The following is a 24,474-nucleotide window of genomic DNA, read 5'->3' as shown; positions in this document are numbered from 1 at the left end:
GATGAGTGCCGTGCGACCGTTTCCTACCTCACCGCGGCTTCCCAAACACGATCTTCTCTGATGAAATCGCGGCCGTGCCGCGCGCGGCGCTGTCCGCTGCACCGGGCACGGGTCGGCGGTTCAGGCGTGGAAGAAACGACGGAGGCGATGTCGTGAGCACCGGACCTACGACCCTGCCCGAGAGCGGCGAGTCGAACGAGCGGGGCCGGCGACGGCTGCCCCGCCTCCGGGATGCCCGGATCCGCTCGAAGCTGGCGCTGATTCTGGTGGTGCCCGTCGCGGCGGTGATCGCGCTCGCCACCATCCGGCTCATCTCCACCGGTGAGGGCGCGCTGGAGGCGACCCAGCTGCGGTCGCTGACCGCCCTGTCGATCGACGTCTCGGCGCTGACCCAGGACCTGCACAAGGAGCGGATGGCCGCGGCCACCCTGCTGGCCCGCCCCGGGGAGAAGGGCCGGGTCGACGAGTTCAACCTGCGGGTACGCAGCACCGACGCGCGCATCGAGGCGTACAACGCCGTGCGGGGCGGCATCGGCGAGGTCCCGAGCGACGTACGGGACCGGCTCAAGGTCATCGACGACCACCTGAAGACGCTGAACAGCACCCGCCAGGAGGTGCTGGACCGCAAGCAGATGCCGGTGGCCGAGGCGTCGCTGCGCTACGGCGTCATCGTCACCGACCTGGTCTCCTACAACGACACGCTCGCCCAGATGCCCGGCCAGGAGGTCCTGGCCGACAACCGCCGGGCGGTGGCCGCGTTCGCCCACGCCAAGGCCGCGGTCGCCGAGGAGCAGGCCGTCGCCTACACGGCGCTCTCCTCCGGCCGGCTCGACGAGGAGCAGTTCTCCTCCTTCGTGGCCACCCTCACCAGCCAGCAGGAGGCCCTGGTCTCCTTCTCGCTGGCCGCCGACCCGGCCCAGCGGGCCCTGGTCGACGGCACCGTCTCCGGCGACGCCGTCGTGCTCGCCGACCGGGTGGCCGCCGACCTGACCCGGTCGGTCGGGCAGACCCCCCTGGTCACCGCCGCCGACGTGGCCGCCTCCATCGGCTCGGTCAACGACCTGATGCGGTGGGCCGAGATCCAGCTCCAGCGGCGGCTGCTCGACCAGACCGAGCAGGCCCGCGCGGACGTCATCCAGCAGGCCGTCATCGAGTCGGTGCTGGTCCTGCTGACCCTGATCGTCGCCGTCACGCTGGCCGTGGTGCTGGCCCGGTCGCTCAACCACTCGCTGCGCCGGCTGCGCGAGGGCGCGCTGTCGGTGGCCAACCACGACCTGCCCGACGCGGTGCAGCGGCTCCAGAGCATCGGCAACGTCGGCGACGGCGGCGTGGAGGAGATCGTCCGGCAGGTCCGGGACCCGATCAAGCTCACCAACCGCGACGAGGTCGGCCAGGTGGCCCTGGCGTTCAACGTCGTCCACCGGGAGGCGGTCCGGGTCGCCGCCGAGCAGGCCGCGCTGCGCACCAGCGTCTCCGCGATGTTCCTCAACCTGGCCCGGCGCAGTCAGACGCTGGTCGACCGGATGATCGGCGAGCTGGACGCGATCGAGCGCGGCGAGGAGGACCCGAAGCGGCTCGCCCAGCTCTTCGAGCTGGACCACCTGGCCACCCGGATGCGCCGCAACGACGAGAACCTGCTGGTCCTCGCCGGCGCCGACTCCGCCGTGCCGCGCCGCGACGACGCGCTCCTGATCGACGTGCTGCGGGCCTCCCAGTCCGAGGTCGAGCAGTACAACCGCATCGAGTTCGGCACCGTCGACACCGACATCTCGGTCGCCGCGCACGCGGTGAACGACGTCGTCCGCCTGGTCGCCGAGCTGCTCGACAACGCGACCCGCTTCTCCCCGCCGAACACCGTGGTGGTCGCCGACGGCCGGCGGATCCGCGACTACGTGCTCATCCAGGTCGAGGACCGGGGCCTCGGCCTCACCGACGAGCAGCTCGACTCGCTCAACCGCCGGCTCTCCGCGCCGTCGACCGTGGACGTGGCCGCGTTCCGGCTGATGGGCCTGGCCGTGGTGAGCCGCCTCGCCTCCCGGTACGGCATCCGGGTGGAGCTGCGGCGCAACGTGGAGGGCGGCACGGTCGCCCAGGTGACCCTGCCCGCCTCGACGGTGGTGCTGCCGTCGTTGCGGGGACGCGAGCCGGCCCCGGCGCCGCTGACCCCGGCGCGCCAGCCGGCCCAGGTCGAGCAGGCCCCGTCGACCCCGGCCGGCTTCGGCGAGCCGGCGACCGCCGGCCGCACCGCCACCCTGACCGACCAGTGGCGCACCGCCGCGCCGACGCCGGCCCGGTGGCAGGTGCCCGGCGACGCCCGGGACGGGGCGACGGCCGCGCCGTTCGGCAGCCCGACCGTGTCCCAGCCGACGATTCCGACCGTGACGCCCTTGTCGCAGCCGCCCACCCCGCAGCCGCCCGTGCCGGCCCAGCCGGCGTACGCGCCCGGCGGCGGCTCGCTCGGCAGCCCGACCGTGGCGTTCCCGGCAATCGACCCGCTGCCCCGGCGGTCGCCCAACGGGGAGCCCGCCCAGCCGGCGACCCCGCTCGCGCCGGCCACCCCGACGGCGTCGTTCGCGCCGGCCGCTCCGCTCGCCCCGGCGACCCCGGCGTCGTTCGCGCCGGCGACCCCGGCCCTGCCGGGCGGCCCGGTCGCCGGGATGGCCCCTTCCGCCCCTTCCGCCCCGCCCGTGCCGGTCGCCCCGGCCACCCCGGTGGTCGCCCGGCCGGCCCAGCAGGCGGAGGCGCCGATCTTCCGCGAGATGGAGGCGGTATGGTTCCGCTCGCACGGTGACGACGTGACCGCTATCTTCCAGCGCCCCAACTTCGACGACGCGCCCGCCCCGGCGCAGGCCACCGCCGCGCCGCGGGCTCCGCTGCCCACCCGTACCCCGGGGGCCACCGCCACGGACGGCCCCGGCGCGACGACGACCGCGCCGCCGGCCCACACCACGCCGGTGGCCCCGCCCCCGCAGCCGGCCGCACCCGCCCCCGCGGCCGGCGGGCCGGCGGCAGCCACCCCGCCGCCGGCGGTCGACCCGGAGGCGTGGCGGACCGCCGCCGACGAGGGCTGGTCCCGGGCCAGCCGGGCGGCGGAACCGCCGGCCGCCGGCACCACCCGCTCCGGCCTGCCCAAGCGGGTGCCACAGGCCCAGCTCGTCCCCGGGGGGATCGAACCGAAGAGCGGCCGGGACCGTAGCCGGCGCACCCCCGACGAGGTACGCGGCCTGCTGTCGGCCTACCACCGTGGCGTGCAGCGGGGGCGGACGGCCGGCGCGGACCAGACCAGCAATTCGACCAAGGAGACGAGCCGATGAACAGGCCAGCGGCCATGCAGGACATGGGTTGGCTGCTCACCAACTTCGCCGACAGCGTGGCGGGCATCGCCCACGTGGTGGCGGTGTCCGCGGACGGGCTCCTGCTCGCCTCGTCCCGGGACCTGCCCCCGGACCGGGCCGACCAGCTCGCCGCCATCACCTCCGGCGTGGTGAGCCTGACCGAGGGCGCGGCCCGCATGTTCAGCGCCGGCGGGGTGCTCCAGACGGTCATCGAGATGGACAGCGGATACCTGTTCCTCATGTCGATCAGCGACGGCTCGTCGATGGCGGTGCTCGCCGCCCGAAGCTGCGACGTGGGGCAGGTCGGCTACGAGATGGCGCTGCTGGTCGAGCGGGTGGGCGCGGCGCTGGTGCCGCTGCCCCGCGACGCGGTGCGCGCGTAGCGCGGCCGGGCTGCACGGACAGATGACCAGACGTCGAGCGACGACGTCGACCGGGAGGAGGTGATCGCGGATGGACCAACGACGGGAGGACCCGCGCGGCGCGCTGGTGCGTCCGTATGCGGTCACCCGCGGCCGTACCGAGCCACGCCAGGACATCGCGCTGGAGGCGGTGCTGACGGCCAGCCCGACGGCCGTCGCCGAGTCCAGGTTCGCCGGTCACGACAAGCACCGGATCGCCACGATCTGCGAGGGTCGGCCCCAGTCGCTGGCCGAGGTTGCCGCGTACACCCGGATGCCCCTGGGTGTCGCCCGGGTCATCGTCGCCGACATGGTGGCCGAGGGCCTGCTGACCCTGCATACTGCCGCTCCCGCCGAGGGATACGAGGAGCGGATGGAAATTCTTGGAAGGGTGCTAAGTGGACTTCGCAGGCTATGACCCCGCCGGGGCACGCCGCAACCGCGGGATCACCTCCGCGAAGATCGTGGTTGCGGGTGGCTTCGGCGTGGGCAAGACGACCCTGGTCGGCGCGGTCTCGGAGATCACTCCGCTGACCACCGAGGCGGTGATGACCTCGGCCGGCGTCGGCATCGACGACCCGTCGAAGGTGCCGGGGAAGCAGACGACGACGGTCGCCATGGACTTCGGCCGGATCACCATGGCGGAAGACCTGATCCTGTACCTGTTCGGCACGCCCGGCCAGACCCGGTTCTGGTTCATGTGGGACGAGATCATCAAGGGCGCGGTGGGCGCGGCGGTGCTGGTCGACACCCGCCGGATCACCGACGCGTTCGCCCCGCTGGACTACTTCGAGAACCGCCGCCTGCCGTACGTGGTGGCGCTCAACCGGTTCGATGGCGCGCCGCAGTACGAGCTGGAGGAGGTCCGCGAGGCCCTCGCCATCTCGCCCCAGGTGCCCCTGATCATGACCGACGCCCGGCACCGGGAGCCCGTGAAGCAGGTGCTGGTGACGGTCGTCGAGCACGCGATGATGCGCCTCCAGGCGGAGCACGGCCGGGGCTTCCCGACCCCGGTCGGCTGACGTCGGAAAGACTGGCGGCGGTCCGGGTCGTCCGGGCCGCCGCCGGCGCGTGCTGCGGGTCGCGCGATCGATGGCCGGTCGCGGTGGAATCGCGACGGCGTGTCGTGTCCCGGAGGCAGCCAGCGTTCCCCGGCCGGTGGGTTGGCCAGCGCGGCGGGCTTGATCGTGCCCGATGCCGGAACGAGTGGCCAACAAGCCGCTGGGAGGCCACCCGTTCCCGGATCGAGCACGATCAAGCCCGCCGATGCGAACGGAGCCGGGGCGGGGCTGTCAGAGGGGGAGCTTCGTGCGATCTCCGACCTGCCGCCCGGGAAGCCCGGTGAACGGTACGTGCGGTTCCTCGGCTGGGCCCGCCGCCGCTGACCGCTGATCCCCGGCGCGGTCAGTCGACCCGGAGGCGGTAGCCGCGCTTCACCACCGTCTGCACCACGCGGGGGGCCTTCAGCCCGGCGCGCAGCCGGGCCACCGCCATCTCCACCGCGTGTTCGTCCGCGCCACGCGGCAGCGTCCGCAGCAGGGCGGTGCGGGACAGCACCCGCCCCGGTGACGCGGACAGCGCCCGCAGCACCGCCATCGGCGCCGGGGCGAGCGGGCGCAGCTCCCCGTCGATCACGGCCGCGTGCCCGCGCAGGGTCAACAGGTGCCCGGCGGCCTTGATGCTGACCGTACGCCGGGGCAGCTCGTCGACGATGGTCCGGACCAGCGCGCCGAGCCGGGCCCGGCTCGGCGCGCTCACCGGCACCCCCCGCCGCACCAGCGGCTCGGCGGTCACCGCGCCCACGCAACTGGCCAGCACGTCGCCGCGCAGCGCCTCCAGCACCGTCTCGGTGCGGTCCCCGGCGGCGCGCAGCAGCGCCTCGGCCGCCGGGGCGGAGGTGAACGTGACCGCGTCCACGAGCCGGCCCGCGACCAGGTCGATGAGCCGGTGCAGCGGCGCGGGGTCGGTCGGCGGGGCCCACCGGTAGACCGGCACCTCGATCACGGTCGCCCCGGCGGCCTCCAGCGCGCTCGTGCACTCGGGCTGCCGGTCGCCGTGCAACTGCATGGCGATCACCTGCCCGGCCACCCCGCGGCGCACCAGGTGCTCGACGACCTCCTCGCAGCTCTCCGAGTCCGGCGACCACTGGTCGTGCAGGCCGGCGGCGCGGATCGCGCCCCGCGCCTTGGGGCCCCGGGCCACCACGTACGCCTGCGACAGCACGCCGCGCAGCGGCTCGGCCAGCCCCCAGCCCTCGGCCGCCTCCAGCCAGCCGCGCATCCCGATGCCGGTGTTGGCCATCAGCACGTCCGGCGGGCGGGCCAGGCACTCCCGGGTCGCCTCGCGCAGGTCCGTGTCGTCGGTCAGCGGCACGATCCGCAGGGCCGGCGCGATGACCACCCGCGCGCCGCGCCGTTGCAGCAGGGCGGCCAGCTCGTCGCGCCGGCGGTCAGCGGTGACCCCGATGGTGAAGCCGGCCAGCTCGTCGGCCATTCACCCCTCCCGTCTCAACCGCACCTCGACCAGGCCGTCCCGGCAGCGCACGTCGTGCCGGGACACCGCCACGCCGGGCAGGTCCAGGCACGCGCCGGTGCGCAGGTCGTACACCTGCTTGTGCAGCGGGGAGGCGACCGTCGGCGTGCCGCCCCGGCTGCCGACGATGCCGCGCGACAGCACGTACGCGCCGCCGACCGGGTCGAGGTTGTCCAGGGCGAACAGCTCGTCGCCGGTGCGGAACAGGGCGACCTGCGCCCCGTCGACCAGGGCCGCCACGCCCCGCTCCGGCTCCAGCCTCTCCAGCGGGCAGACCGGGCTCCAGCCCTGGCTCTCCGCCGCCGGGCGGCGCGTGGACGGGTCCGTCGCGATGCTCATCGCCGTACCTCCGGAAGGCCGAGGGTGACCGGTTGCCGGCGGCGGGCGGGGGCCTCGCCGTCGGGTGCCGCTGCCGCCGCGACCGGCCGGGCCCGGCCGGCGGGCACGGGCTGGCCGCGTTCGACGGCGAAGGTGATCGACGGGTCCGGCACGTCGGGCGCGTTGACGAACGACGTGAACCGGCGCAGCCGCTCCGGGTCGTCGAGCACGTCGCGCCACTCGTCCGAGTACGCCGCCACGTGCCGGGCCATCTCCGCCTCCAGCTCGGCGCAGAGGCCCAGCGAGTCGTCCACGATGACCGCGCGCAGATGGTCGAGGCCGCCCTCCATCGCCTCGATCCACGCGGCGGTGCGCTGCAACCGGTCCGCCGTGCGGATGTAGTACATGAGGAACCGGTCGATCAGCGGGATCAGCTCCGCCGTGGACAGGTCGGTGGCGAACAGGTCGGCGTGCCGGGGCCGGAAGCCGCCGTTGCCGCCGACGTAGAGGTTCCAGCCCGTGTCGGTCGCGATGATGCCGAAGTCCTTGCTGCGGGCCTCGGCGCACTCCCGGGCGCAGCCCGACACCGCCGACTTGAGCTTGTGTGGGGCGCGCAGCCCCCGGTAGCGCAGCTCCAGGGCCACGGCCAGCCCGACGGAGTCCTGCACCCCGTACCGGCACCAGGTCTCGCCGACGCACGACTTCACCGTGCGCAGCGCCTTGCCGTACGCGTGGCCCGACTCGAAGCCCGCGTCCACCAGCCGCCGCCAGATCTGCGGGAGCTGGTCGACGCGCGCCCCGAACAGGTCGATGCGCTGCCCGCCGGTGATCTTCGTGTAGAGCTTGAACTCCTGCGCCACCTGACCGATCACGATCAGCTTCTCCGGGGTGATCTCGCCGCCGGGGATCCGGGGCACCACCGAGTAGCTGCCGTCGCGTTGCAGGTTCGCCAGGTAGGCGTCGTTGGTGTCCTGCAACGACGCCCGCTCGCCGTCGAGCACGTGCCCGGTGCCCAGCGACGCGAGGATCGAGGCGACCACCGGCTTGCAGATGTCGCAGCCCCGGCCCCGCCCGTGCTCGGCGATCAGCCGGGAGAAGGTGCGGATGCCGCGCACCCGCACCACGTCGAACAGCTCCTGCCGGCTCAGGTCGAAGTGCTCGCACAGCGCCGTGGACTGCTTGACCCCCGCCGCGTCGAGGAGCTGCTTGAGCATCGGCACGCACGACCCGCAGCTCGTCCCGGCCCGGGTGCACGCCTTCAGCGCCGGCACGTCCGCGCAGCCGCCGGCGATCGCCGCGTCGATGTCGTCGCGGGTCACCGCGTTGCACGAGCAGACCTGCGCGCTGCCGGGCAGCGCCCCGGCCCCGGCCGCCGCCCCGCCGGCCGGGGCCAGCAGCGCCAGCGGCGCGGCCGGCAGCGGCCCGCCCACGCTGGCTCGCAGCGTCGGATAGGCGCTCGCGTCGCCGACCAGCACGCCGCCGAGCAGCGTCTTCGCGTCGTCGGAGAGGACCAGCTTCGCGTACGACCGGGTCGCCGGGTCGGTGAACGTCACGTCCAGGCTGCCCTCGGTAACGCCGTGGGCGTCGCCGAACGACGCCACGTCCACCCCGAGCAGCTTCAGCTTCGTCGCGGTGTCCTTGCCGGGGAACGTCGCCGCGCCGCCCAGCAGCCGGTCGGCCACCACCTCCGCCGTGGCGTACCCGGGGGCGACCAGGCCGTGGCAGACCCCGTCGACGGCGGCGCACTCGCCGACCGCCCAGATCCGCTCGTCGCCCGTGCGGCACGTCGCGTCGACCAGCACCCCGCCGCGCGGGCCCAGCTCCAGGCCGGCCGCGCGGGCCAGCTCGTCGCGGGGCCGGATGCCGGCCGCCACCACCACCAGCTCGGCGTCGACCGTGCGGCCGTCGGACAGCTCCAGGGCGGCCACCGCGCCGTCCGCGCCGGGCCGCAGCGCGGTCGTCGCCACCCCGAGGTGGGTGGTCACCCCCAGCTCCTCGACGTAGCGGCGCAGCATCGCCCCGCCCGCCTCGTCGACCTGCACCGGCATCAGCCGGGGCGCGAACTCGACCACGTGGGTGGCCAGGCCGAGCAGGCGCAGCGCGTTCGCCGCCTCCAGGCCGAGCAGCCCACCGCCGATCACCGCGCCGACGCGCCGGCCCCGGGCGTGCTCCCGGATCGCCTCCAGGTCGTCGAGCGTGCGGTAGACGAACACCCCGGGCAGGTCCCGGCCCGCCACCGGCGGCACGAACGGGTACGAGCCGGTCGCCAGCACGACCGCGTCGTACGGGTGCTCGCCGGCCGCCGTGACCACCACCCGCCGCTGGCGGTCGATGGCGGTGGCCGGCTCGCCGAGGCGCAGCTCCACCCCGTCGTCGGGGGTGTGCAGGTTCAGCTCCTCGGCGGACACCCCGTCGAAGAACGCCGACAGCCGCACCCGGTCGTACGCGGGCCGGCGCTCCTCGGCGAGCACCGTGACCTGCCAGCGGCGGCCGGTGTCCCGGGCGCGCAGCGCCTCGGTGAACCGCTGCCCCACCATGCCGTTGCCGACGACGACCACCCTGCCGCCGGTCACGGCGTCGCCTGCGCCGGTGCCCGGCCCCGTCGTGTCGCCGTTCATCACGCCACCTCCACGCGGTCGTGTCGCGCCCTCGGGCTGTCGTCGTCGACCGGGTCCGCCCCGGCGGGCCGGGCCGGTTCGTCGGCCGCCGGGTCGACGTCGGCGAGCCAGCCGACGATGCCGGCGAGGGCGGCGCGGCACCCGCCGCAGCCGGTGCCGGCCCGGGTCGCCGCCGACATCGCCGCCACCGTCCGGGCCCCGGCCCGCCAGCAGGCCACCAGCGCGCCCTTGCTGACGTCGTTGCACTGGCACACGGTCGCCGCGTCCGGCATCAGCGCCGGTGACGCGGCCGGGGCGGCCGGCGCGCCGCCGAGCGCCCGGCCCAGCAGCAGCGCCCGCCGGTCCGACGGCACCGGCGCGCCCCGGTCGAACAGCTGCACCACCGTGCCGACGGCCGGGTTGTCGCCGAGCAGGATCGCCCCGGTCAGCCGCTCGTCGCGGATGCGCAGCCGGGCGTACGTGCCCCGGGCCGGGTCGGCGAAGGTCAGCTCCTCGACCGGCCCGTCGCCGGCCCGGTCGCCCCCGGCGGCGGTGTCGCCCATCGCGGCGAGGTCGATCCCGGCCGCCTTGAGCCGGGTCACCGCCGGCCGGGGCCGGTACGCCGCGTGCGCGTCCGCGCCGGTGAGGAGCTGCGCCACCACCCGGGCCTGCGCCCAGGCCGGCGCGACCAGCCCGCTGGGCGTGCCGTCGTGCTGGGCGCAGTCGCCGATCGCCGAGACGCGCGGGTCGCTGGTGCGCAGCCGGTCGTCGACCACGACGCCCCGCTGCACCGTCAGCCCCGCCGCGGCGGCGAGGGCGGTGTCGGGGCGCACCCCGCAGGAGAGCACCAGCAGGTCGGCGGCGAGCGACGAGCCGTCGGACAGGTCGAGCCGGACGCCGTCGGCGTCGGCGGCGAGCCCCGTCGCGGACGCGCCGAGCCGGGCGCGTACGCCGAGGCCGGCGAGCGTGCCGGCGAGCACCGCGCCGGCCGTCGGGTCGAGCTGCCGCTCCATCAGGTGCCCGTTCGGGTGGACCACCGTCACGTCCAGCCCCCGGGCGGCGAGCCCCCGGGCCGCCTCCAGCCCGAGCAGGCCGCCGCCGAGCACCAGCGCGCGCCGCGCGCCCCGGGCCAGGGCCAGGATGCGCCGGCAGTCGTCCAGGGTGCGGAAGACGGCCACCCGGTCGGGCAGGGCCGCCGGGTCCAGCCCCGGCAGCGGCGGCACCACGGCCCGGCTGCCGGTGGCGAGCACCAGGTGGTCGTACCCGATGCGCTCGCCGTCGCCGGTGCGCACCTCGCGGGCGGCCCGGTCGATCGCGGTCGCCGCGACACCGGTGCGCACGTCCACGCCGTGCCCGGCGGCCTCGGTCAGCTCCACGTCCGGCTCGTCGACCTTGCCGGCCAGCAGGGTGGAGAGCATGATCCGGTTGTACGCCCGGTGCGGCTCCGCGCCGAGCACGGTGACCTTGCGGTCCCCGGGGCGGGCGTGCAGCTCGGCGGCGAGCCGCGCGCCGGCCATCCCGTAGCCCACGATCACGACGGCGGTCATGCCGGAGCCCTTTCCACCCGTACGGCGCAGATCTTGAACTCCGGCATCCCGGAGACCGGGTCGACGGCGTCGTTGGTGACCGAGTTGGCCCGCGCGGCCCCACCCCAGTGGAACGGCGCGAAGACGGTGTCGGGGCGGATCGTCGGGGTGAGCCGGGCCGGGGCGCGCAGCTCGCCGCGCCGCGAGGTGACGCGAACCTCCTCGCCGTCGCCGACGCCGAGCCGGGCGGCCAGGTCCGGGTGCAGCTCCACGAACGCCCCCGGCGCGGCCCGGCGCAGCGCCGCGACCCGGCGGGTCTGCGCGCCCGACTGGTACTGGGCGAGCACCCGGCCGGTGGTCAGCCGCAGCGGATACTCGGCGCACACCTCCTCGGCGGCCGGCCGGTGGTCGACGGCGCGGAACCGGGCCCGCCCGTCGGGGGTGGGGAAGGCGTCGGCGAACAGCCGCGGCGTGTCCGGCGCGGCCGGGTCCGGGCAGGGCCAGAACACCCCGCCCGTGGCGTCGATCCGGTCGTAGCTGACCCCGGCGTAGTCGGCGACCCCGCCGGCCGAGGCCCGGCCCAGCTCGGCGAAGACCTCCGCCGGGTCGTCGCCGAAGCCCGCCTTCGCGCCGAGCCGGTCGGCCAGGTCGGCGATGATCGCCAGGTCGGTCCGCACGCCCGCCGGGGGCGTCCGCACCGCGCGGCGGCGCAGCACCCGGCCCTCCAGGTTGGTCATCGTGCCGTCCTCCTCGGCCCACTGGGCGGTGGGCAGCACCACGTCGGCCAGCTCGGCGGTCTCCGACCGCACCAGGTCGGCGACGACCAGCAGGTCCAGGCCGCGCAGCCGGCCCTCGACCCGGGCCGCGCGGGGCGCGGACACCACCGGGTTGGAGCCGAACACCAGCAGCGCCTTCGGGCCCGCCGGGGTGCCGAGGGAATCCAGGAGCTGGTACGCGGGCACGCCCGGCCCGGGCAGCTCGTCGGCGCTCACCCCCCACACCCCGGCGACGTGCGCGCGGGCCGCCGGGTCGGTGATGCTGCGGTAGCCGGGGAGCTGGTCGGCCTTCTGGCCGTGCTCCCGCCCGCCCTGGCCGTTGCCCTGGCCGGTGAGGCAGCCGTAGCCGGAGCCGGGCCGGCCGGGCAGGCCCAGCGCCAGCGCCAGGTTGATGAACGCGGTGACCGTGTCGACGCCCTTGGCGTGCTGCTCGGCCCCCCGCGCGGTGAGGATGATCGCGCCGCCGGCCGTCGCCAGGGCCCGCGCGGTGGCCTCCAGGTCGGCCACCGGCACGCCGGTCAGCCGCTCCACCTCGGCCGGCCAGTAGCCGGCCACCGTCCGCCGCACCTCGTCGAAGCCGGTGGTGCGCTCGGCGACGTACGCCCGGTCGACGTAGCCCTCGGTGAGCGCGATGTGCAGCAGCGCGTTGGCCAGCGCGAGGTCGGTGCCGGGCACCGGTTGCAGGTGCAGGTCGGCCTGCCGGGCGGTGGCGGTGGCCCGGGGGTCCACCACGATCAGCGTGCCGCCGGCGGCCTGCTGGTCGGCGACGTGGCGCATCAGCGGCGGCATCGTCTCGGCCGGGTTGGCCCCGACCAGCAGCAGGGTCCGGGCCCGGCCCAGGTCGGCCAGCGGGAACGGCAGCCCCCGGTCGACGCCGAACGCGCGGTTGCCGGCCGCCGCCGCCGACGACATGCACCAGCGCCCGTTGTAGTCGACGTGCCGGGTACGCAGCGCCACCCGGGCGAACTTGCCCAGCGCGTACGCCTTCTCGTTGGTCAGCCCGCCGCCGCCGAAGACGGCGACCGCGTCGCGGCCGTGCCGGTCCTGGACGGCGCGCACACCGCCGACGATCCGCTCCATCGCCTCGGCCCAGGACGCCGGGCGCAGCCCGCCGGTGCCGGCGTCGCGCACCAGCGGGGTGGTCAGCCGGTCGGGGTGGTCGAGCAGCTCGGCGGCTGTCCAGCCCTTCTGGCAGAGGCCGCCGCGGTTGGTGGGGAAGTCCCGCGGGAGGACCTCGACCCGGCCGCCGGTCTCGCGCAGCGTCATGCCGCACTGGAGGGCGCAGTACGGGCAGTGCGTCGCCGCCTCCCGGGGGGAGTCCCCCGGGGCAGTCGCCGCCCGTGCACCGTCTGTCATGTCGGCAAAGCGTGCCGCCGGGCGGTTTCGGGTCAGCGTCCCGTTTGTTTCGGTCCTGTCAAGAGCGCCTCACACCGCACAGGAGAAACCCGCCGGACCTCCTGCTGAACATCAATTGCCTCCGGTGATCAAGAGAAAAGTGTCAGGGCTGATCTCGACGATGACGCAAACCTCTTGATCACCGTGCCGAAGGGGCGGGGTCTCACCGTTGTTCCGACCCGTCCTGTGCGGCGGCTGTTGCGTCGGTGACTCCCGCGACGAATCTTCCGGTAATCCCGGCCTCCTAGCTTGCTGGCGGAACCGCCCGTCGCCCGCGTGGCGTCGGGGCGACGTGGACGCAGCCCCCGGCCGGGAGGAGACAGCGGATGACCAGCACGGTGGTCGAGACCGAACCCACAGACGAGATCGACCTGCAACGCCGGCCGGGCCGGTGGATCGGGCACTGGGACCCCGAGGACCAGGGCTTCTGGCGGAGCGTCGGCAGGCCGATCGCCCGCCGGAACCTCGTCTACTCGATCTTCGCCGAGCACATCGGCTTCTCGGTCTGGCTGCTCTGGAGCATCGTCGTCGTCCGGCTCGACGACGTCGGCTGGCAGCTCAGCACCAGCCAGGCGCTGTGGCTGACCGCCGTGCCCAGCGGGGTCGGCGCGCTGCTGCGGCTGCCGTACACCTTCGCGGTGCCGATCTTCGGCGGCCGGAACTGGACCATCGTCTCGGCGCTGCTGCTGATCCTGCCCTGCCTCGGCCTGGCCTGGGCGGTCGAGAACCCGGATCTCGGGTACGTGCCGCTGCTGCTGATCGCCGCCACCGCCGGGTTCGGCGGCGGCAACTTCGCCTCCAGCATGGCCAACATCTCCTTCTTCTACCCGGAGCGGGAGAAGGGCTGGGCGCTGGGCCTCAACGCCGCCGGCGGCAACATCGGGGTCGCGGTCGTGCAGTTCCTGGTGCCCCAGGTGATCGTGCTGGGCGGCGGGCTCGCGCTCTCCCGGGCCGGCCTGATGTACGTCCCGCTCGCCGTCGCCGCGGCCGTCTGCGCGTACCTGTTCATGGACAACCTGGCCGAGGCGAAGGCGGACGTGAAGCCGGTCTGGTCCTCGCTGCGGCACGCCGACACCTGGATCATGTCGCTGCTGTACATCGGCACCTTCGGCTCGTTCATCGGCTACTCGGCCGCCTTCCCCACCCTGCTCAACTCGGTGTTCGGCCGGCCCGACATCGCGCTGAGCTGGGCGTTCATCGGTGCCGGGATCGGCTCGTTCTTCCGCCCGCTGGGCGGTCGGCTGGCCGACCACGTGGGCGGGGCCCGGGTCACCATCGGCAGCTTCGTGCTGATGGCCGTCGGGGCGTACGGCGCGCTCTGGTCGGTGCAGGAGCGCAGCCTGGGCGTCTTCTTCGCCGCGTTCATGCTGCTGTTCGTGGCGACCGGGATCGGCAACGGGTCGACGTACCGGATGATCTCCAAGATCTTCCGGGTCAAGGGGGAGGACCTGGGCGGCACCCCGGAGACCATGCTGTCCATGCGGCGGCAGGCCGCCGGCGCGCTGGGCATCATCTCCTCCGTGGGCGCGTTCGGCGGCTTCCTCGTCCCGATCTGCTACGCCTGGGCCAAGTCCAGCTACGGCGGCATCCAGCCGGCGCTGCGCTTCTACGTCGGCTTCTTCCTGGTGCTGCTGGTGGTCACCTGGGTCGCGTACGTGCGGCCCGGCTCCCGGATGGCCCGCGCCGGGGTGTGACCCTGGTCATGATCAAAACGGGGGGCCGCGCCGGGCGGCCCCCCGTTTTGACCTGCCGACCCGGCCCCGGGTATCGTTGCCTGCTGTTGTACGACATTTAGAGGCGTGCCGCATCAGGTACGCTTGGTCGTTCGTGCGCGCTGGTCCGGCCGGGTTGTCCTGGTCACCTCGGCGCGCGACCCCAGACCGACGACGAGACAAGGTAGACCTGTGCGTACGTACAGCCCGAAGCCGGGTGAGATCGAGCGTCAGTGGCACGTCATCGACGCCTCTGATGTCGTGCTGGGCCGCCTCGCGACCCACGCCGCCACGCTGCTGCGTGGCAAGCACAAGCCGACTTTCGCGCCGCACGTCGACACGGGCGACTTCGTCGTCGTCGTGAACGCGGGCAAGGTCGCGCTGACCGGCAACAAGCGCCAGCAGAAGGTCGCCTACCGCCACTCCGGTTACCCGGGCGGCCTCAAGCAGGTCGGCTACGAGGAGCTGCTCAGCAAGCGCCCCGAGCGGGCCATCGAGCTGGCCGTGAAGGGGATGCTCCCGCACAACAAGCTCGGCCGTCAGCTCATCAAGAAGCTGAAGGTCTACGCCGGTGCCGAGCACCCGCACGGCGCGCAGCAGCCGACGCCGTTCGAGATCAAGCAGATCGCGCAGTGAGCGCGGGCGAAGGAAACAGCATGACCGACATCACCGAGACCGAGGTTGCCCCCGAGGCCACCGAGGCGCCGGCGCCCGTCGTCCGCGCGCCCCGCGGCGACCGCCCGATCCAGACCGTGGGCCGCCGCAAGGAGGCCATCGTCCGGGTGCGCATCGTCCCCGGCAGCGGCAAGATCACCTGCAACGGCCGCGACCTGGAGTCCTACTTCCCGAGCAAGGTGCACCAGCAGCTCATCAAGGACCCGCTGGTGACCGCCGAGAAGCCCGAGGCGTTCGACGTCATCGCCAACCTGCGGGGCGGCGGCACCACCGGCCAGGCCGGTGCGCTGCGGCTCGCGATCGCGCGGGCGCTGATCGTCAGCGAGCCCGACGACCGTCCGGCCCTGAAGAAGGCCGGCTTCCTGACCCGTGACGCCCGGGTCAAGGAGAGCAAGAAGTACGGCCTCAAGAAGGCCCGCAAGGCTCCCCAGTACTCGAAGCGCTGACCACCAGCTTCACGTTGTACTTCTGACGAACGGCCGGGTCCACCTCTCCTCGACGGGAGGTGGCCCGGCCGTTTCGCTTTCGCTGTTGCACCATTTCATCGGAGGTTGGCGGGTATGGGCCGGTTGTTCGGCACGGACGGCGTACGCGGACGCGCGAACGCGGATCTCACCCCGGAGCTCGCGCTCGCGGTGGCGGTGGCCGCCGCCCACACACTGGCCGAGACGGACCGCAGCCATCCGCCGCTGGCCGTGGTCGGCCGGGACACTCGGGCCAGCGGCGAGATGCTGGAGGCCGCCGTGGTGGCCGGCCTCACCAGCGCGGGGGCCAACGTCGTGCGGGTCGGCGTGCTGCCCACCCCCGCCGTGGCGTTCCTCACCGCCGAGGCCAAGGCCGACCTGGGCGTGATGCTCTCCGCCTCGCACAACCCGATGCCCGACAACGGCATCAAGCTCTTCGCGGCCGGCGGCCACAAGCTGCCCGACGAGATCGAGACCCGGATCGAGGCCGCCGTCGAGGCAAACGCCGTCACCGCGTGGGACCGGCCGACCGGCGCCGGGGTGGGGCGGGTGCACGACCTGCTCGACGGCGCGGACCACTACGTGCAGCACCTCGTCGGCACCGTGCCGCACCGCCTCGACGGGATCAAGGTCGTGGTCGACTGCGCCAACGGCGCGGCGGCCGAGGTCGCGCCGGTGGCGTACCGGGAGGCGGGGGCCGAGGTCGTCGCCATCCACGCCGAGCCGGACGGCCTCAACATCAACGACGACTGCGGCTCCAACCACATCGACGCGCTGCGCGAGGCCGTCGTCGAGCACGGGGCGCACCTGGGCATCGCCCACGACGGCGACGCCGACCGGTGCGTGGCGGTCACCGCCGACGGGGTCGAGGTCGACGGCGACCAGGTGATGGCGATCCTCGCCGTGGCCATGCGGGAGGCCGGCGCGCTCACCGACGACACGCTCGTCGCCACCGTGATGAGCAACCTCGGCCTGCGGCTGGCCATGTCCGCGCAGGGCATCCGGCTGATCGAGACGAAGGTCGGCGACCGGTACGTCCTGGAGGAGCTGCGCGGCTCCGGCCTCGCCCTCGGCGGTGAGCAGAGCGGGCACATCGTCATGCCGGCCTACGCGACCACCGGCGACGGGGTGCTCACCGGGCTGCACCTGATGGCCCGGATGGCCGCCACCGGCCGCACCCTCGCCGACCTGGCCGCCGTGGTGACCAAGCTGCCCCAGGTGCTGATCAACGTGCCGGTCGGGGACCGCTCGGTGGGCGCCGCCGCGCCGGCCGTCCGGGCCGAGGTCGAGCGGGCCGAGGCGGAACTGGGCGAGACCGGCCGGGTGCTGCTGCGCCCCTCGGGCACGGAGCCCCTCGTCCGGGTGATGGTCGAGGCGGCCACCGAGCGGGCCGCCCGCGAGGCCGCCGAGCGCATCGCCGAGCAGGTCCGCGCCGCCAGCCCCGCATGAGGACGGTCAGGCGAGGCCGCGCAGCCGGGTGACCGCCTCGGCGAGCACCTCCGGTCGCTTGCAGAACGCGAACCGGACCAGCCGCCGGCCCGCCTCGGCGTCGTCGTAGAACACCTGGGTCGGCACGGCCACCACCCCGCACCGCGCCGGCAGCGACCGGCAGAACTCGACCCCGTCCCGCCCGCCGAGCGGGCCGACGTCCGCTGTGACGAAGTACGTCCCCTCGGGCGTGAGGACGCCGAAGCCGGCGTCGGCCAGCCCGGCGGCCAACTGGTCCCGGCGGGCCTGCATCCCGGCCGCGAACTCCGCGAAGTAGGCGTCCGGCAGGGCCAGCGCCACCGCCACCGCCGGCTGCAGCGGCGCGCCGTTGACGAAGGTGAGGAACTGCTTGACCCGCAGCGCCGCCGAGACCAGCGACGCCGGCCCGCTGACCCAGCCCACCTTCCACCCCGTACACGAGAACGTCTTGCCGGCCGACGAGATCCGCAGCGTGCGCTCGCGCATGCCGGGCAGGGTGGCCAGCGGCACGTGCGGGGTGGCGGCGTCGGCGAAGACCAGGTGCTCGTACACCTCGTCGGTCACCGCGTACGCGCCGTGCTCGCGGCACAGCTCGGCGACCAGGGTCAACTCCTCGCGGGTGAAGACCTTGCCCGTCGGGTTGTGCGGGGAGTTGAGCAGGACCAGCCGCGTACGCGGCCCGAACGCGGCGCGCAGCGCCGCCGGGTCGAAGGCGTACCGGCCGTCGGCGTCGGGCCGCAGCGTCACCGGCCGCCGCACCGCGCCGGCGAGGGCGATCGAGGCGGCGTACGAGTCGTAGTACGGCTCGAAGCAGACCACCTCGTCGCCCGGCTCGCAGAGGGCGAGGATGCTCGCGGCGATCGCCTCGGTGGCCCCGGCGGTGATCACGACCTCGCCGTCCGGGTCGTACTCCAGGCCCCAGAACCGGCGCTGGTGGGCGGCGACGGCGGCCCGCAGCGCGGGGATGCCCGGACCGGGCGGGTACTGGTTCTGGCCGCCGCGCAGCGCCTCGGCGGCGGCGGCGAGCATCTCGGGCGGCCCGTCGGTGTCGGGAAAGCCCTGCCCCAGGTTGACCGCGCCGGTCCGCACGGCGAGGGCGGACATCTCGGCGAAGATGGTCGTCCCGAACGGCCGCATGCGGGCCACCAGCGGGTCGACATCGGCGGGCGTCGTCGTCACCCGCGCCAGCCTACGGGCTCGCCCCGACCGCGCCCACCCTCGGCCGGCGGCCGGTCGTGATCGGTGGGCCGTCTCGGGGTGCGGCCGGGTGTCCTCCAGCGGGCGCGGCGCCCTTGGGCGAAGCCGGGATCGCGGGCCGGGAGGTTCGTCCCCGGAGTGCACCGTACCACCAATTCGCTCAAGCTCGATGCTTGTTTACCCGGCTTCTGCGCACGCGAGGTGAGCGAAACTGGGTTAGGCTGCGGACCATGTGTGGAATCGTGGGTTACGCCGGTGCGCGCCCGGCGCTCGGCATCGTGCTCGACGGCTTGCGCCGCCTGGAATACCGGGGCTACGACTCGGCCGGGGTGGCCGTCGTGTGCGCCGACGAGCTGCTGATCGAGAAGAAGGCGGGCAAGCTGGCCAACCTGGAGAAGGCGCTCGCCGAGCGGGCCGCCGCCGACCCGGATGCCTGCGCCGCCAGCCCGATCGGCATCGGCGACGGCACCACCGGCATCGGGCACACCCGCTGGGCCACCCACGGCGGCCCCACCGACCGCAACGCCCACCCGCACCCCGCCCCGGACGGGCGGGTCGCCGTGATCCACAACGGCATCATCGAGAACTTCGCGAAGCTCCGCGCCGAGCTGGAGGACGACGGCGTCCTGTTCAGCAGCGACACCGACACCGAGTGCGCCGCCCACCTGCTCTCCGCCGCGCTGGCCGATTTGCGCGCCGCCGGCGAGCCCGACGGCCCGCGGTTGCTCGCCGCCGCGATGCGAGCGGTCTGCCAGCGTCTCGAAGGCGCGTTCACGCTGCTCGCCGTCGACGCGGCGGTGCCCGGCGCGGTGGTCGGGGCCCGCCGCAACTCGCCGCTGGTGGTCGGCCGAGGCGACGGGGAGAACTACCTCGCCAGCGACGTCGCGGCGTTCATCGAGCACACCCGCGACGCGGTCGAGCTGGGCCAGGACCAGATCGTCCTGATCACCGCCGACTCGATCGAGATCACCGACTTCGCCGGCCTGCCCGCCACCGGCAAGGACTTCCACATCGACTGGGACTCCTCCGCCGCCGAGAAGGGCGGCTACGACTGGTTCATGCTCAAGGAGATCGAGGAGCAGCCGCAGGCCGTCGCCGACACCCTGCTCGGCCGGCTTACCGACAGCGGCGAGATCATGCTCGACGAGGTCCGCCTCAGCGACCAGGACCTGCGCGACGTCGACAAGATCTTCATCGTCGCGTGCGGCACCGCGTACCACTCCGGGCTGGTCGCGAAGTATGCCGTCGAGCACTGGACCCGGATCCCGTGCGAGGTGGAGCTGGCCAGCGAGTTCCGCTACCGCGACCCCGTCCTCGACCGGTCCACGCTGATCATCGTGATCTCCCAGTCCGGCGAGACCATGGACACGCTCATGGCGCTGCGGCACGCCAAGGAGCAGAAGGCCCGGGTGCTCGCCATCTGCAACACCAACGGCTCGACCATCCCCCGCGAGTCCGACGCCGTCCTCTACACCCACGGCGGGCCCGAGATCGCCGTCGCCTCCACCAAGGCGTTCCTCACCCAGCTCGTCGCCTGCTATCTCATCGGCCTGCACCTCGCCCAGGTGCGCGGGATCAAGTTCGCCGACGAGGTGGCCGCCGTCGTGGACCAGCTCCACCAGATGCCCGGCAAGCTGCGCGAGCTGCTGGACCGGATCGAGCCGGTGCGGGAGCTGGCCCGGGAGATCAGGTCCGAGCCGACCGTGCTGTTCATCGGCCGGCACGTCGGCTACCCGGTGGCCCTGGAGGGCGCGCTCAAGCTCAAGGAGCTGGCGTACATGCACGCCGAGGGCTTCGCCGCCGGCGAACTCAAGCACGGCCCGATCGCGCTCATCGACCAGGGCACCCCGGTGATCTGCATCGTGCCGTCGCCCGTCGGCCGGGGCATGCTGCACGACAAGGTCGTCTCCAACATCCAGGAGGTGCGCGCCCGGGGGGCCCGCACCATCGTGATCGCCGAGGAGGGCGACGAGGCCGTCGTCCGCTACGCCGACCACCTGATCCGGGTGCCGCGTACGCCGACGCTGCTCGCGCCCCTGGTGACCACCGTGCCGTTGCAGGTGCTCGCGGCGGAGATCGCGGCGGCCCGGGGACACGACGTCGACCAGCCCCGCAACCTCGCCAAGTCCGTCACCGTCGAGTAGCCGCCCGCGACACGTCACCGGCCCAGGACGACGCGGGCCATGCCGTCCAGGGCCGGGTTGGCCGGGTCCCAGTAGCCGGTGTGGCCGTGCCGGCCGCTGGGGAAGGTGCGCCCGCCGAAGCCCGGGTCGGCCGGGTCGTGGCCGAACCACAGCGCGTGGTCGTCCCGGCCGGTCAGCACGGCCGCCAGCGGGCTGAGCCCGCGCAGAACGCGACGGGGCAGCTCGTCGGGGGCCGGGGCCAGCCGGATCCCGTCGTCGGGCGCCGTGCTGGCCCAGACCTCGCCGGCGGGCAGCCCCAGCCCGTCGGCCCGGTCCACGCCGACGCCCGGCGAGCCGACGAAGACCAGCGCGTCGGCGGCGAGCCCGTGGTCGCGGGCGGCGGTGCCCACGACCAGCGAACCGTAGCTGTGCCCGAGCACCGTCTGCCGGGCCGGCGGGCCGTCGTGGGTCGCCCGCAGCCCCTCCTGGAACCGGTGCAGCGCCGGGCCGGCGTCGCGGGCCTGGTGGGGCAGCACGGCCTCGTGCAGGAAGTCCGGCGCGTCGTAGTCCAGCCAGAGCACCGCCGCGGTGGACGCCGTCGGGTCCAGCGCCGCGCAGCGGGCCTGCACCCGGGCGGCCCGGCCCAGCTCGCCGGTGGCGTCGGCGAGGCCGGCGGTCATCCCCGGCACGTAGGTCAGCACCCGGTCGGCCCGGTCCGGGTCGCCCAGCGCCACGACCGTCCGACCCTCGCCGCCGGTGTCCAGCCCCAGCAGGTACGCCCGGGGCTGCCCGCCGCCGGTCAACCGGGCCGCCAGCGCGTCCAGCCCCGTCAGGGCCCCCTCCACCCGGGCCAGCCCGGCCAGCTCCACCGGCCCGCGCGGCAGCCGGTCGAGCAGCCGGCGTCGCTCGGCCAGCAGCACCTCCCGCCGCCGGTCGACCAGCAGCCGGTTCGCCTGGTCCCGGGCCGCCACGGGCACCCCGTCGAGGCGGCCGACCAGCTCGGGCTCCCGGGCCACCAGCCAGCGGCGCTGCGCGGGCGTGAGCCCGGCCCACCAGGACCGGACGGTTGCCGGGGCGGCGCCCGGGGCCGGACGCCAGGGCGGGGGCGCGGCCACCCAGCCCGCGCCGGCCGCCCGGGTCAGCTCGTCGAGCCGGCCGGCGGCCTCCCGGTCGGCCGCGTCGGCCAGCGCCAGGGCCGCCGACACGGCGGCGGCGACCCGCGCCACGGGGGCGGGCGCGTCGGGCTGCGCCCGCGCCGGGTCGGCGCTCGCCCGGCCCCGCCGGTCCAGCCGCACCCCGCCGGCGTCGGCCAGGGCGACCGCCTCGGTCAGCCGGGCCCTGGCCTGGTGCAGCCGCCCGGCCAGCTCGGCGAGCACCTGGTCGGTCTCGATCACCGCCGGCGCGAGGGCGGTCAGCTCGGACCGGAGCGCGCCGATCCGCCCGCCCGCCGCCCCGGCCGCGGCGCCCGCCCAGCCGCCCCGCAGCGCCCGGGCCGCCGCCTCCAGCTCGGCGGCCCGCCGGTCGACCAGCCCGGTCAGCCCCCGCCAGGCCGCGCCGGCCGCCGCCCACCGGCCCGGGTCGGCCGCCCACAGCCGGGCGTAGGCGTCGCCCCCGGCGTCGGGCGACGCCTGCCCACCGACGCCGCCGGCCGGGTCGACGCCGCCGGCACGGCCGGGGATGCCGGCACCGGCCCTGGCCGGGCCGCCCCCGGCGCCGGCCGTAGCTGGGCTCCCGCCGCCCGCGCCCCGGCCCGCCGCAGGGCTCACCGGGGCAGCGCCGTGAGCCGGTGGGCGGCCCGTTCGTCGGCCGCCTGGTAGCCCTCGGCGGCGACGGTGAGCGCGCCCTGGGCGGCGGCGACCCGTGCGCCGAGCGCGCCACACCAGGCGTGTGCGGCCGACTCCAGGCCGGCCAGGGCACCCGCCGACCGCCAGCCGGGTGCCGGCACCGTCAGCCCGGACGCGCCGGCCAGCCCGTGCCCGAGCCGGTGCGCGAGGTCACTTAGCGCCCCGGCGACCTCCCGCAGCAGCTCGGGGCGGACGGTGAACGGCTCCTCGGTCATCGGCGGACTCCTCCGGCTCGGTGCCCCGTCACGACATGACGGGCGGCGCGGCCGGCCCCGGGTGGGCCGCCGACACCGCCGTCGACGGGTGGACAGCGACGCCGTTGACGCTAGGCAGCCGCCCCGCCGACCGGAACGCCCTGTGGACAACGGGCGGCGGTCGTACCCTCGGGTTGTCCACAGGCATTGCCCACAGTCGACCCGACGGGTAACCTGCGCCCGCCTCCGCCGGTAGGGTGAGGCCATGATCCTCGACGGGCCGGGGCGGACCCGGCACGCGGACGGCGACGGCGGCGCGGACGCCGGACGGGGCGCGGCGGCATGAAACCGGTGTGGCGGGTCGCGGACGTCCGGGCGGCGGAGGCCGGGCTGATGGCCACCCTCCCCGCCGGCACGCTGATGTACCGGGCGGCGGCCGGGCTGGCCCGCCGCTGCGCGCTGCTGCTCGCCGACCGGGGCGGGGTGTACGGGGCCCGGGTGCTGCTGCTGGTCGGCACGGGCGACAACGGCGGTGACGCCCTGTACGCGGGCCAGCGGCTGGCCCGCCGGGGGGCCGCCGTCTCGGCCCTGCTGCTCACCCCGGGCCGGGCGCACGCGCCGGGGCTGGCCGCGCTGCGTGCCGCCGGGGGCCGCCTGGTGGACCGGCCGCCCGCCGTGGTCGACCTGGTGCTGGACGGAATCGTCGGGATCGGCGGCGCCGGCGGGCTGCGCGAGGCGGCCGAGCGGCTGGCCGGCGAGCTGCCCGGGCTGCGTGGCCGCGACGGCGGGCGGGCCGCCGTGGTCGCCGTGGACGTGCCCAGCGGCGTGGCGGTGGACACCGGCCACGTGCCGCCGGCCGTTGCCGGCCGGCCGACCGCGATCCGGGCCGACGTGACGGTGGCGTTCGGCGCGCTGAAGCCGGCCCTGGTGGTGGGTCCGGCGGCGGCGCTGGCCGGCCAGGTCGAGCTGGTCGACATCGGCCTGGGGCCGTGGCTGCGCGGCACGCCCGCGCTGCGGGTCACCGAGCGGTCCGACGTCGTCGACTGGTGGCCGGAGCTGGGCCCGGCCGCCGAGAAGTACACCCGGGGCGTGGTGGGCCTGGCGACGGGCTCGGCGACGTACCCCGGCGCGGCCGTGCTCTCGGTCGGCGGCGCGCTCGCCGGGCCGACGGGCCTGGTCCGGTACGCCGGCGGCGCCCGCGCCGACGTGCTGCTCCACCACCCCTCCGTGATCGCGAGCGGCCGGGTCGCCGACGCCGGCCGGGTCCAGGCGTGGGTCTGCGGCTCCGGGCTGGGCGCCGGCGAGGAGGCCGCCGCCGAGCTGCGGGCGGTGCTGGCCGCCCCGGTGCCGGTGGTGCTCGACGCCGACGCGCTGACCCTGCTCGTGGACGGGTCGATGGCGGACCGGCTGCGCCGGCGGGACGCACCGATCGTGGTCACCCCGCACGACCGGGAGTTCGCCCGGCTCTGCGGGGAGGAGCCGGGCGCGGACCGGGCCGCCGCCGCGCTGCGGCTGGCCGCCTGGATGAACGCGGTGGTCCTGCTCAAGGGGGACCGCACGATCGTCGCCACCCCCGACGGCCGGGCGTACGTCAACCCGACCGGCACCCCCGCGCTGGCCACCGGGGGCACCGGCGACGTGCTCGCCGGGCTGCTCGGTTCGCTGCTCGCCGCCGGCCTGGCCCCGGAGCGGGCGGCTGCCGCGGCGGCGTACCTGCACGGGCTGGCCGGGCGGGAGGCGGCCCGGTCGGGCCCGGTGACCGCGTCCGACGTGGCCGCCGCGCTCCGCCCGGTGGTGGCCGGCCTGCCCCACGGGCGGCCGGGCTCGGGCTGATCGACACCATGCCGGCGACATGGCGGTGTCCTTCGCCCCGGATACCGCCATCCGCCCGACATGGCAGAGCCTCCGCCACCCCGGT

18 protein-coding genes are annotated in these 24,474 nt (G+C 75.4%); 10 read left to right on the top strand and 8 right to left on the bottom strand.

What is annotated here, in order from left to right; translation table 11 throughout:
• Positions 1–152 precede the first annotated feature (152 nt).
• From ACFYWL_RS01030 to ACFYWL_RS01015, 4 genes are all read left to right on the top strand, one after another.
• The gene (locus tag ACFYWL_RS01030; protein WP_386965630.1) at positions 153–3,314 is read left to right on the top strand and encodes a nitrate- and nitrite sensing domain-containing protein; all 3,162 of its coding nucleotides are present in this window, start codon (positions 153–155) and stop codon (positions 3,312–3,314) included.
• A complete protein-coding gene (locus tag ACFYWL_RS01025; protein WP_043965587.1) occupies positions 3,311–3,718 on the top strand; it encodes a roadblock/LC7 domain-containing protein in 408 nt (135 codons plus the stop codon). The genes ACFYWL_RS01030 and ACFYWL_RS01025 overlap by 4 nt, the downstream gene beginning before the upstream one ends.
• A gap of 70 nt (positions 3,719–3,788) precedes the next feature.
• Positions 3,789–4,154, top strand: coding sequence for a DUF742 domain-containing protein (locus ACFYWL_RS01020; protein ID WP_007072983.1), 366 nt, complete (start codon positions 3,789–3,791; stop codon positions 4,152–4,154).
• Entirely contained in the window at positions 4,135–4,758 is a 624-nt protein-coding gene (locus ACFYWL_RS01015; RefSeq protein ID WP_043965589.1) for an ATP/GTP-binding protein, read from the top strand. Before ACFYWL_RS01020 ends, ACFYWL_RS01015 begins: the two co-directional genes overlap by 20 nt.
• Positions 4,759–5,140: 382 nt before the next feature.
• Here ACFYWL_RS01015 and ACFYWL_RS01010 read toward each other — a convergent pair whose 3' ends face one another.
• Genes ACFYWL_RS01010 through ACFYWL_RS00990 form a run of 5 tightly spaced genes read right to left on the bottom strand, consistent with a single transcriptional unit; the run spans position 5,141 to position 12,841 of the window.
• The gene (locus tag ACFYWL_RS01010; RefSeq protein WP_386965625.1) at positions 5,141–6,229 is read right to left on the bottom strand and encodes a uroporphyrinogen-III synthase; all 1,089 of its coding nucleotides are present in this window, start codon (positions 6,227–6,229) and stop codon (positions 5,141–5,143) included.
• Entirely contained in the window at positions 6,230–6,607 is a 378-nt protein-coding gene (nirD, locus tag ACFYWL_RS01005; RefSeq protein ID WP_386965623.1) for a nitrite reductase small subunit NirD, read from the bottom strand.
• Positions 6,604–9,159, bottom strand: a complete 2,556-nt coding sequence (gene nirB / locus ACFYWL_RS01000) for a nitrite reductase large subunit NirB (protein ID WP_386966688.1) — start codon at positions 9,157–9,159, stop codon at positions 6,604–6,606. The genes nirD and nirB overlap by 4 nt, the downstream gene beginning before the upstream one ends.
• A gap of 44 nt (positions 9,160–9,203) precedes the next feature.
• Entirely contained in the window at positions 9,204–10,730 is a 1,527-nt protein-coding gene (locus ACFYWL_RS00995; protein ID WP_386965621.1) for an FAD-dependent oxidoreductase, read from the bottom strand.
• Positions 10,727–12,841 (bottom strand): molybdopterin oxidoreductase family protein, encoded by a 2,115-nt coding sequence (locus ACFYWL_RS00990; RefSeq protein ID WP_386965618.1) that lies wholly within the window; start codon positions 12,839–12,841, stop codon positions 10,727–10,729. Before ACFYWL_RS00990 ends, ACFYWL_RS00995 begins: the two co-directional genes overlap by 4 nt.
• A 365-nt stretch (positions 12,842–13,206) precedes the next feature.
• On the opposite strand from ACFYWL_RS00990, the gene ACFYWL_RS00985 reads away from it, so the two are divergent.
• The 4 genes from ACFYWL_RS00985 to glmM all read left to right on the top strand — a co-directional run bounded on the left by ACFYWL_RS00985 (position 13,207) and on the right by glmM (position 17,180).
• Positions 13,207–14,574, top strand: coding sequence for a NarK family nitrate/nitrite MFS transporter (locus ACFYWL_RS00985; protein ID WP_386965615.1), 1,368 nt, complete (start codon positions 13,207–13,209; stop codon positions 14,572–14,574).
• Positions 14,575–14,784: 210 nt separating this feature from the next.
• Complete coding sequence (rplM, locus tag ACFYWL_RS00980; protein ID WP_043965607.1) at positions 14,785–15,228, top strand: 50S ribosomal protein L13; 444 nt, start codon at positions 14,785–14,787, stop codon at positions 15,226–15,228.
• Between the two features lie 20 nt (positions 15,229–15,248).
• Positions 15,249–15,713: a 30S ribosomal protein S9 gene (gene rpsI, locus ACFYWL_RS00975; RefSeq protein WP_386965612.1), complete on the top strand. Its 465-nt coding sequence runs from the start codon at positions 15,249–15,251 to the stop codon at positions 15,711–15,713.
• Between the two features lie 114 nt (positions 15,714–15,827).
• Entirely contained in the window at positions 15,828–17,180 is a 1,353-nt protein-coding gene (gene glmM / locus ACFYWL_RS00970) for a phosphoglucosamine mutase (protein ID WP_386965610.1), read from the top strand.
• A 6-nt stretch (positions 17,181–17,186) separates the two neighbouring features.
• Here glmM and ACFYWL_RS00965 read toward each other — a convergent pair whose 3' ends face one another.
• Complete coding sequence (locus ACFYWL_RS00965; RefSeq protein WP_386965608.1) at positions 17,187–18,377, bottom strand: pyridoxal phosphate-dependent aminotransferase; 1,191 nt, start codon at positions 18,375–18,377, stop codon at positions 17,187–17,189.
• Between the two features lie 248 nt (positions 18,378–18,625).
• On the opposite strand from ACFYWL_RS00965, the gene glmS reads away from it, so the two are divergent.
• Positions 18,626–20,539 carry a glutamine--fructose-6-phosphate transaminase (isomerizing) gene (gene glmS / locus ACFYWL_RS00960; RefSeq protein ID WP_386965605.1) on the top strand — a complete coding sequence of 638 codons (1,914 nt, stop codon included), beginning with the start codon at positions 18,626–18,628 and terminating at the stop codon, positions 20,537–20,539.
• 14 nt (positions 20,540–20,553) lie between these two features.
• Here glmS and ACFYWL_RS00955 read toward each other — a convergent pair whose 3' ends face one another.
• Positions 20,554–22,284: an alpha/beta hydrolase gene (locus ACFYWL_RS00955; RefSeq protein ID WP_386965602.1), complete on the bottom strand. Its 1,731-nt coding sequence runs from the start codon at positions 22,282–22,284 to the stop codon at positions 20,554–20,556.
• Positions 22,281–22,577, bottom strand: a complete 297-nt coding sequence (locus ACFYWL_RS00950; RefSeq protein ID WP_386965600.1) for a hypothetical protein — start codon at positions 22,575–22,577, stop codon at positions 22,281–22,283. The genes ACFYWL_RS00955 and ACFYWL_RS00950 overlap by 4 nt, the downstream gene beginning before the upstream one ends.
• A 321-nt stretch (positions 22,578–22,898) precedes the next feature.
• Between ACFYWL_RS00950 and ACFYWL_RS00945 the strand changes: the two genes are divergently transcribed.
• A complete protein-coding gene (locus ACFYWL_RS00945; RefSeq protein WP_386965598.1) occupies positions 22,899–24,389 on the top strand; it encodes an NAD(P)H-hydrate dehydratase in 1,491 nt (496 codons plus the stop codon).
• The last annotated feature ends 85 nt before the right edge of the window (positions 24,390–24,474 follow it).

The organism is Micromonospora sp. NPDC002575 (assembly GCF_042889525.1).
Lineage (GTDB): Bacteria > Actinomycetota > Actinomycetes > Mycobacteriales > Micromonosporaceae > Micromonospora > Micromonospora carbonacea.
This window is presented reverse-complemented; position numbering and strand designations above follow the sequence as displayed.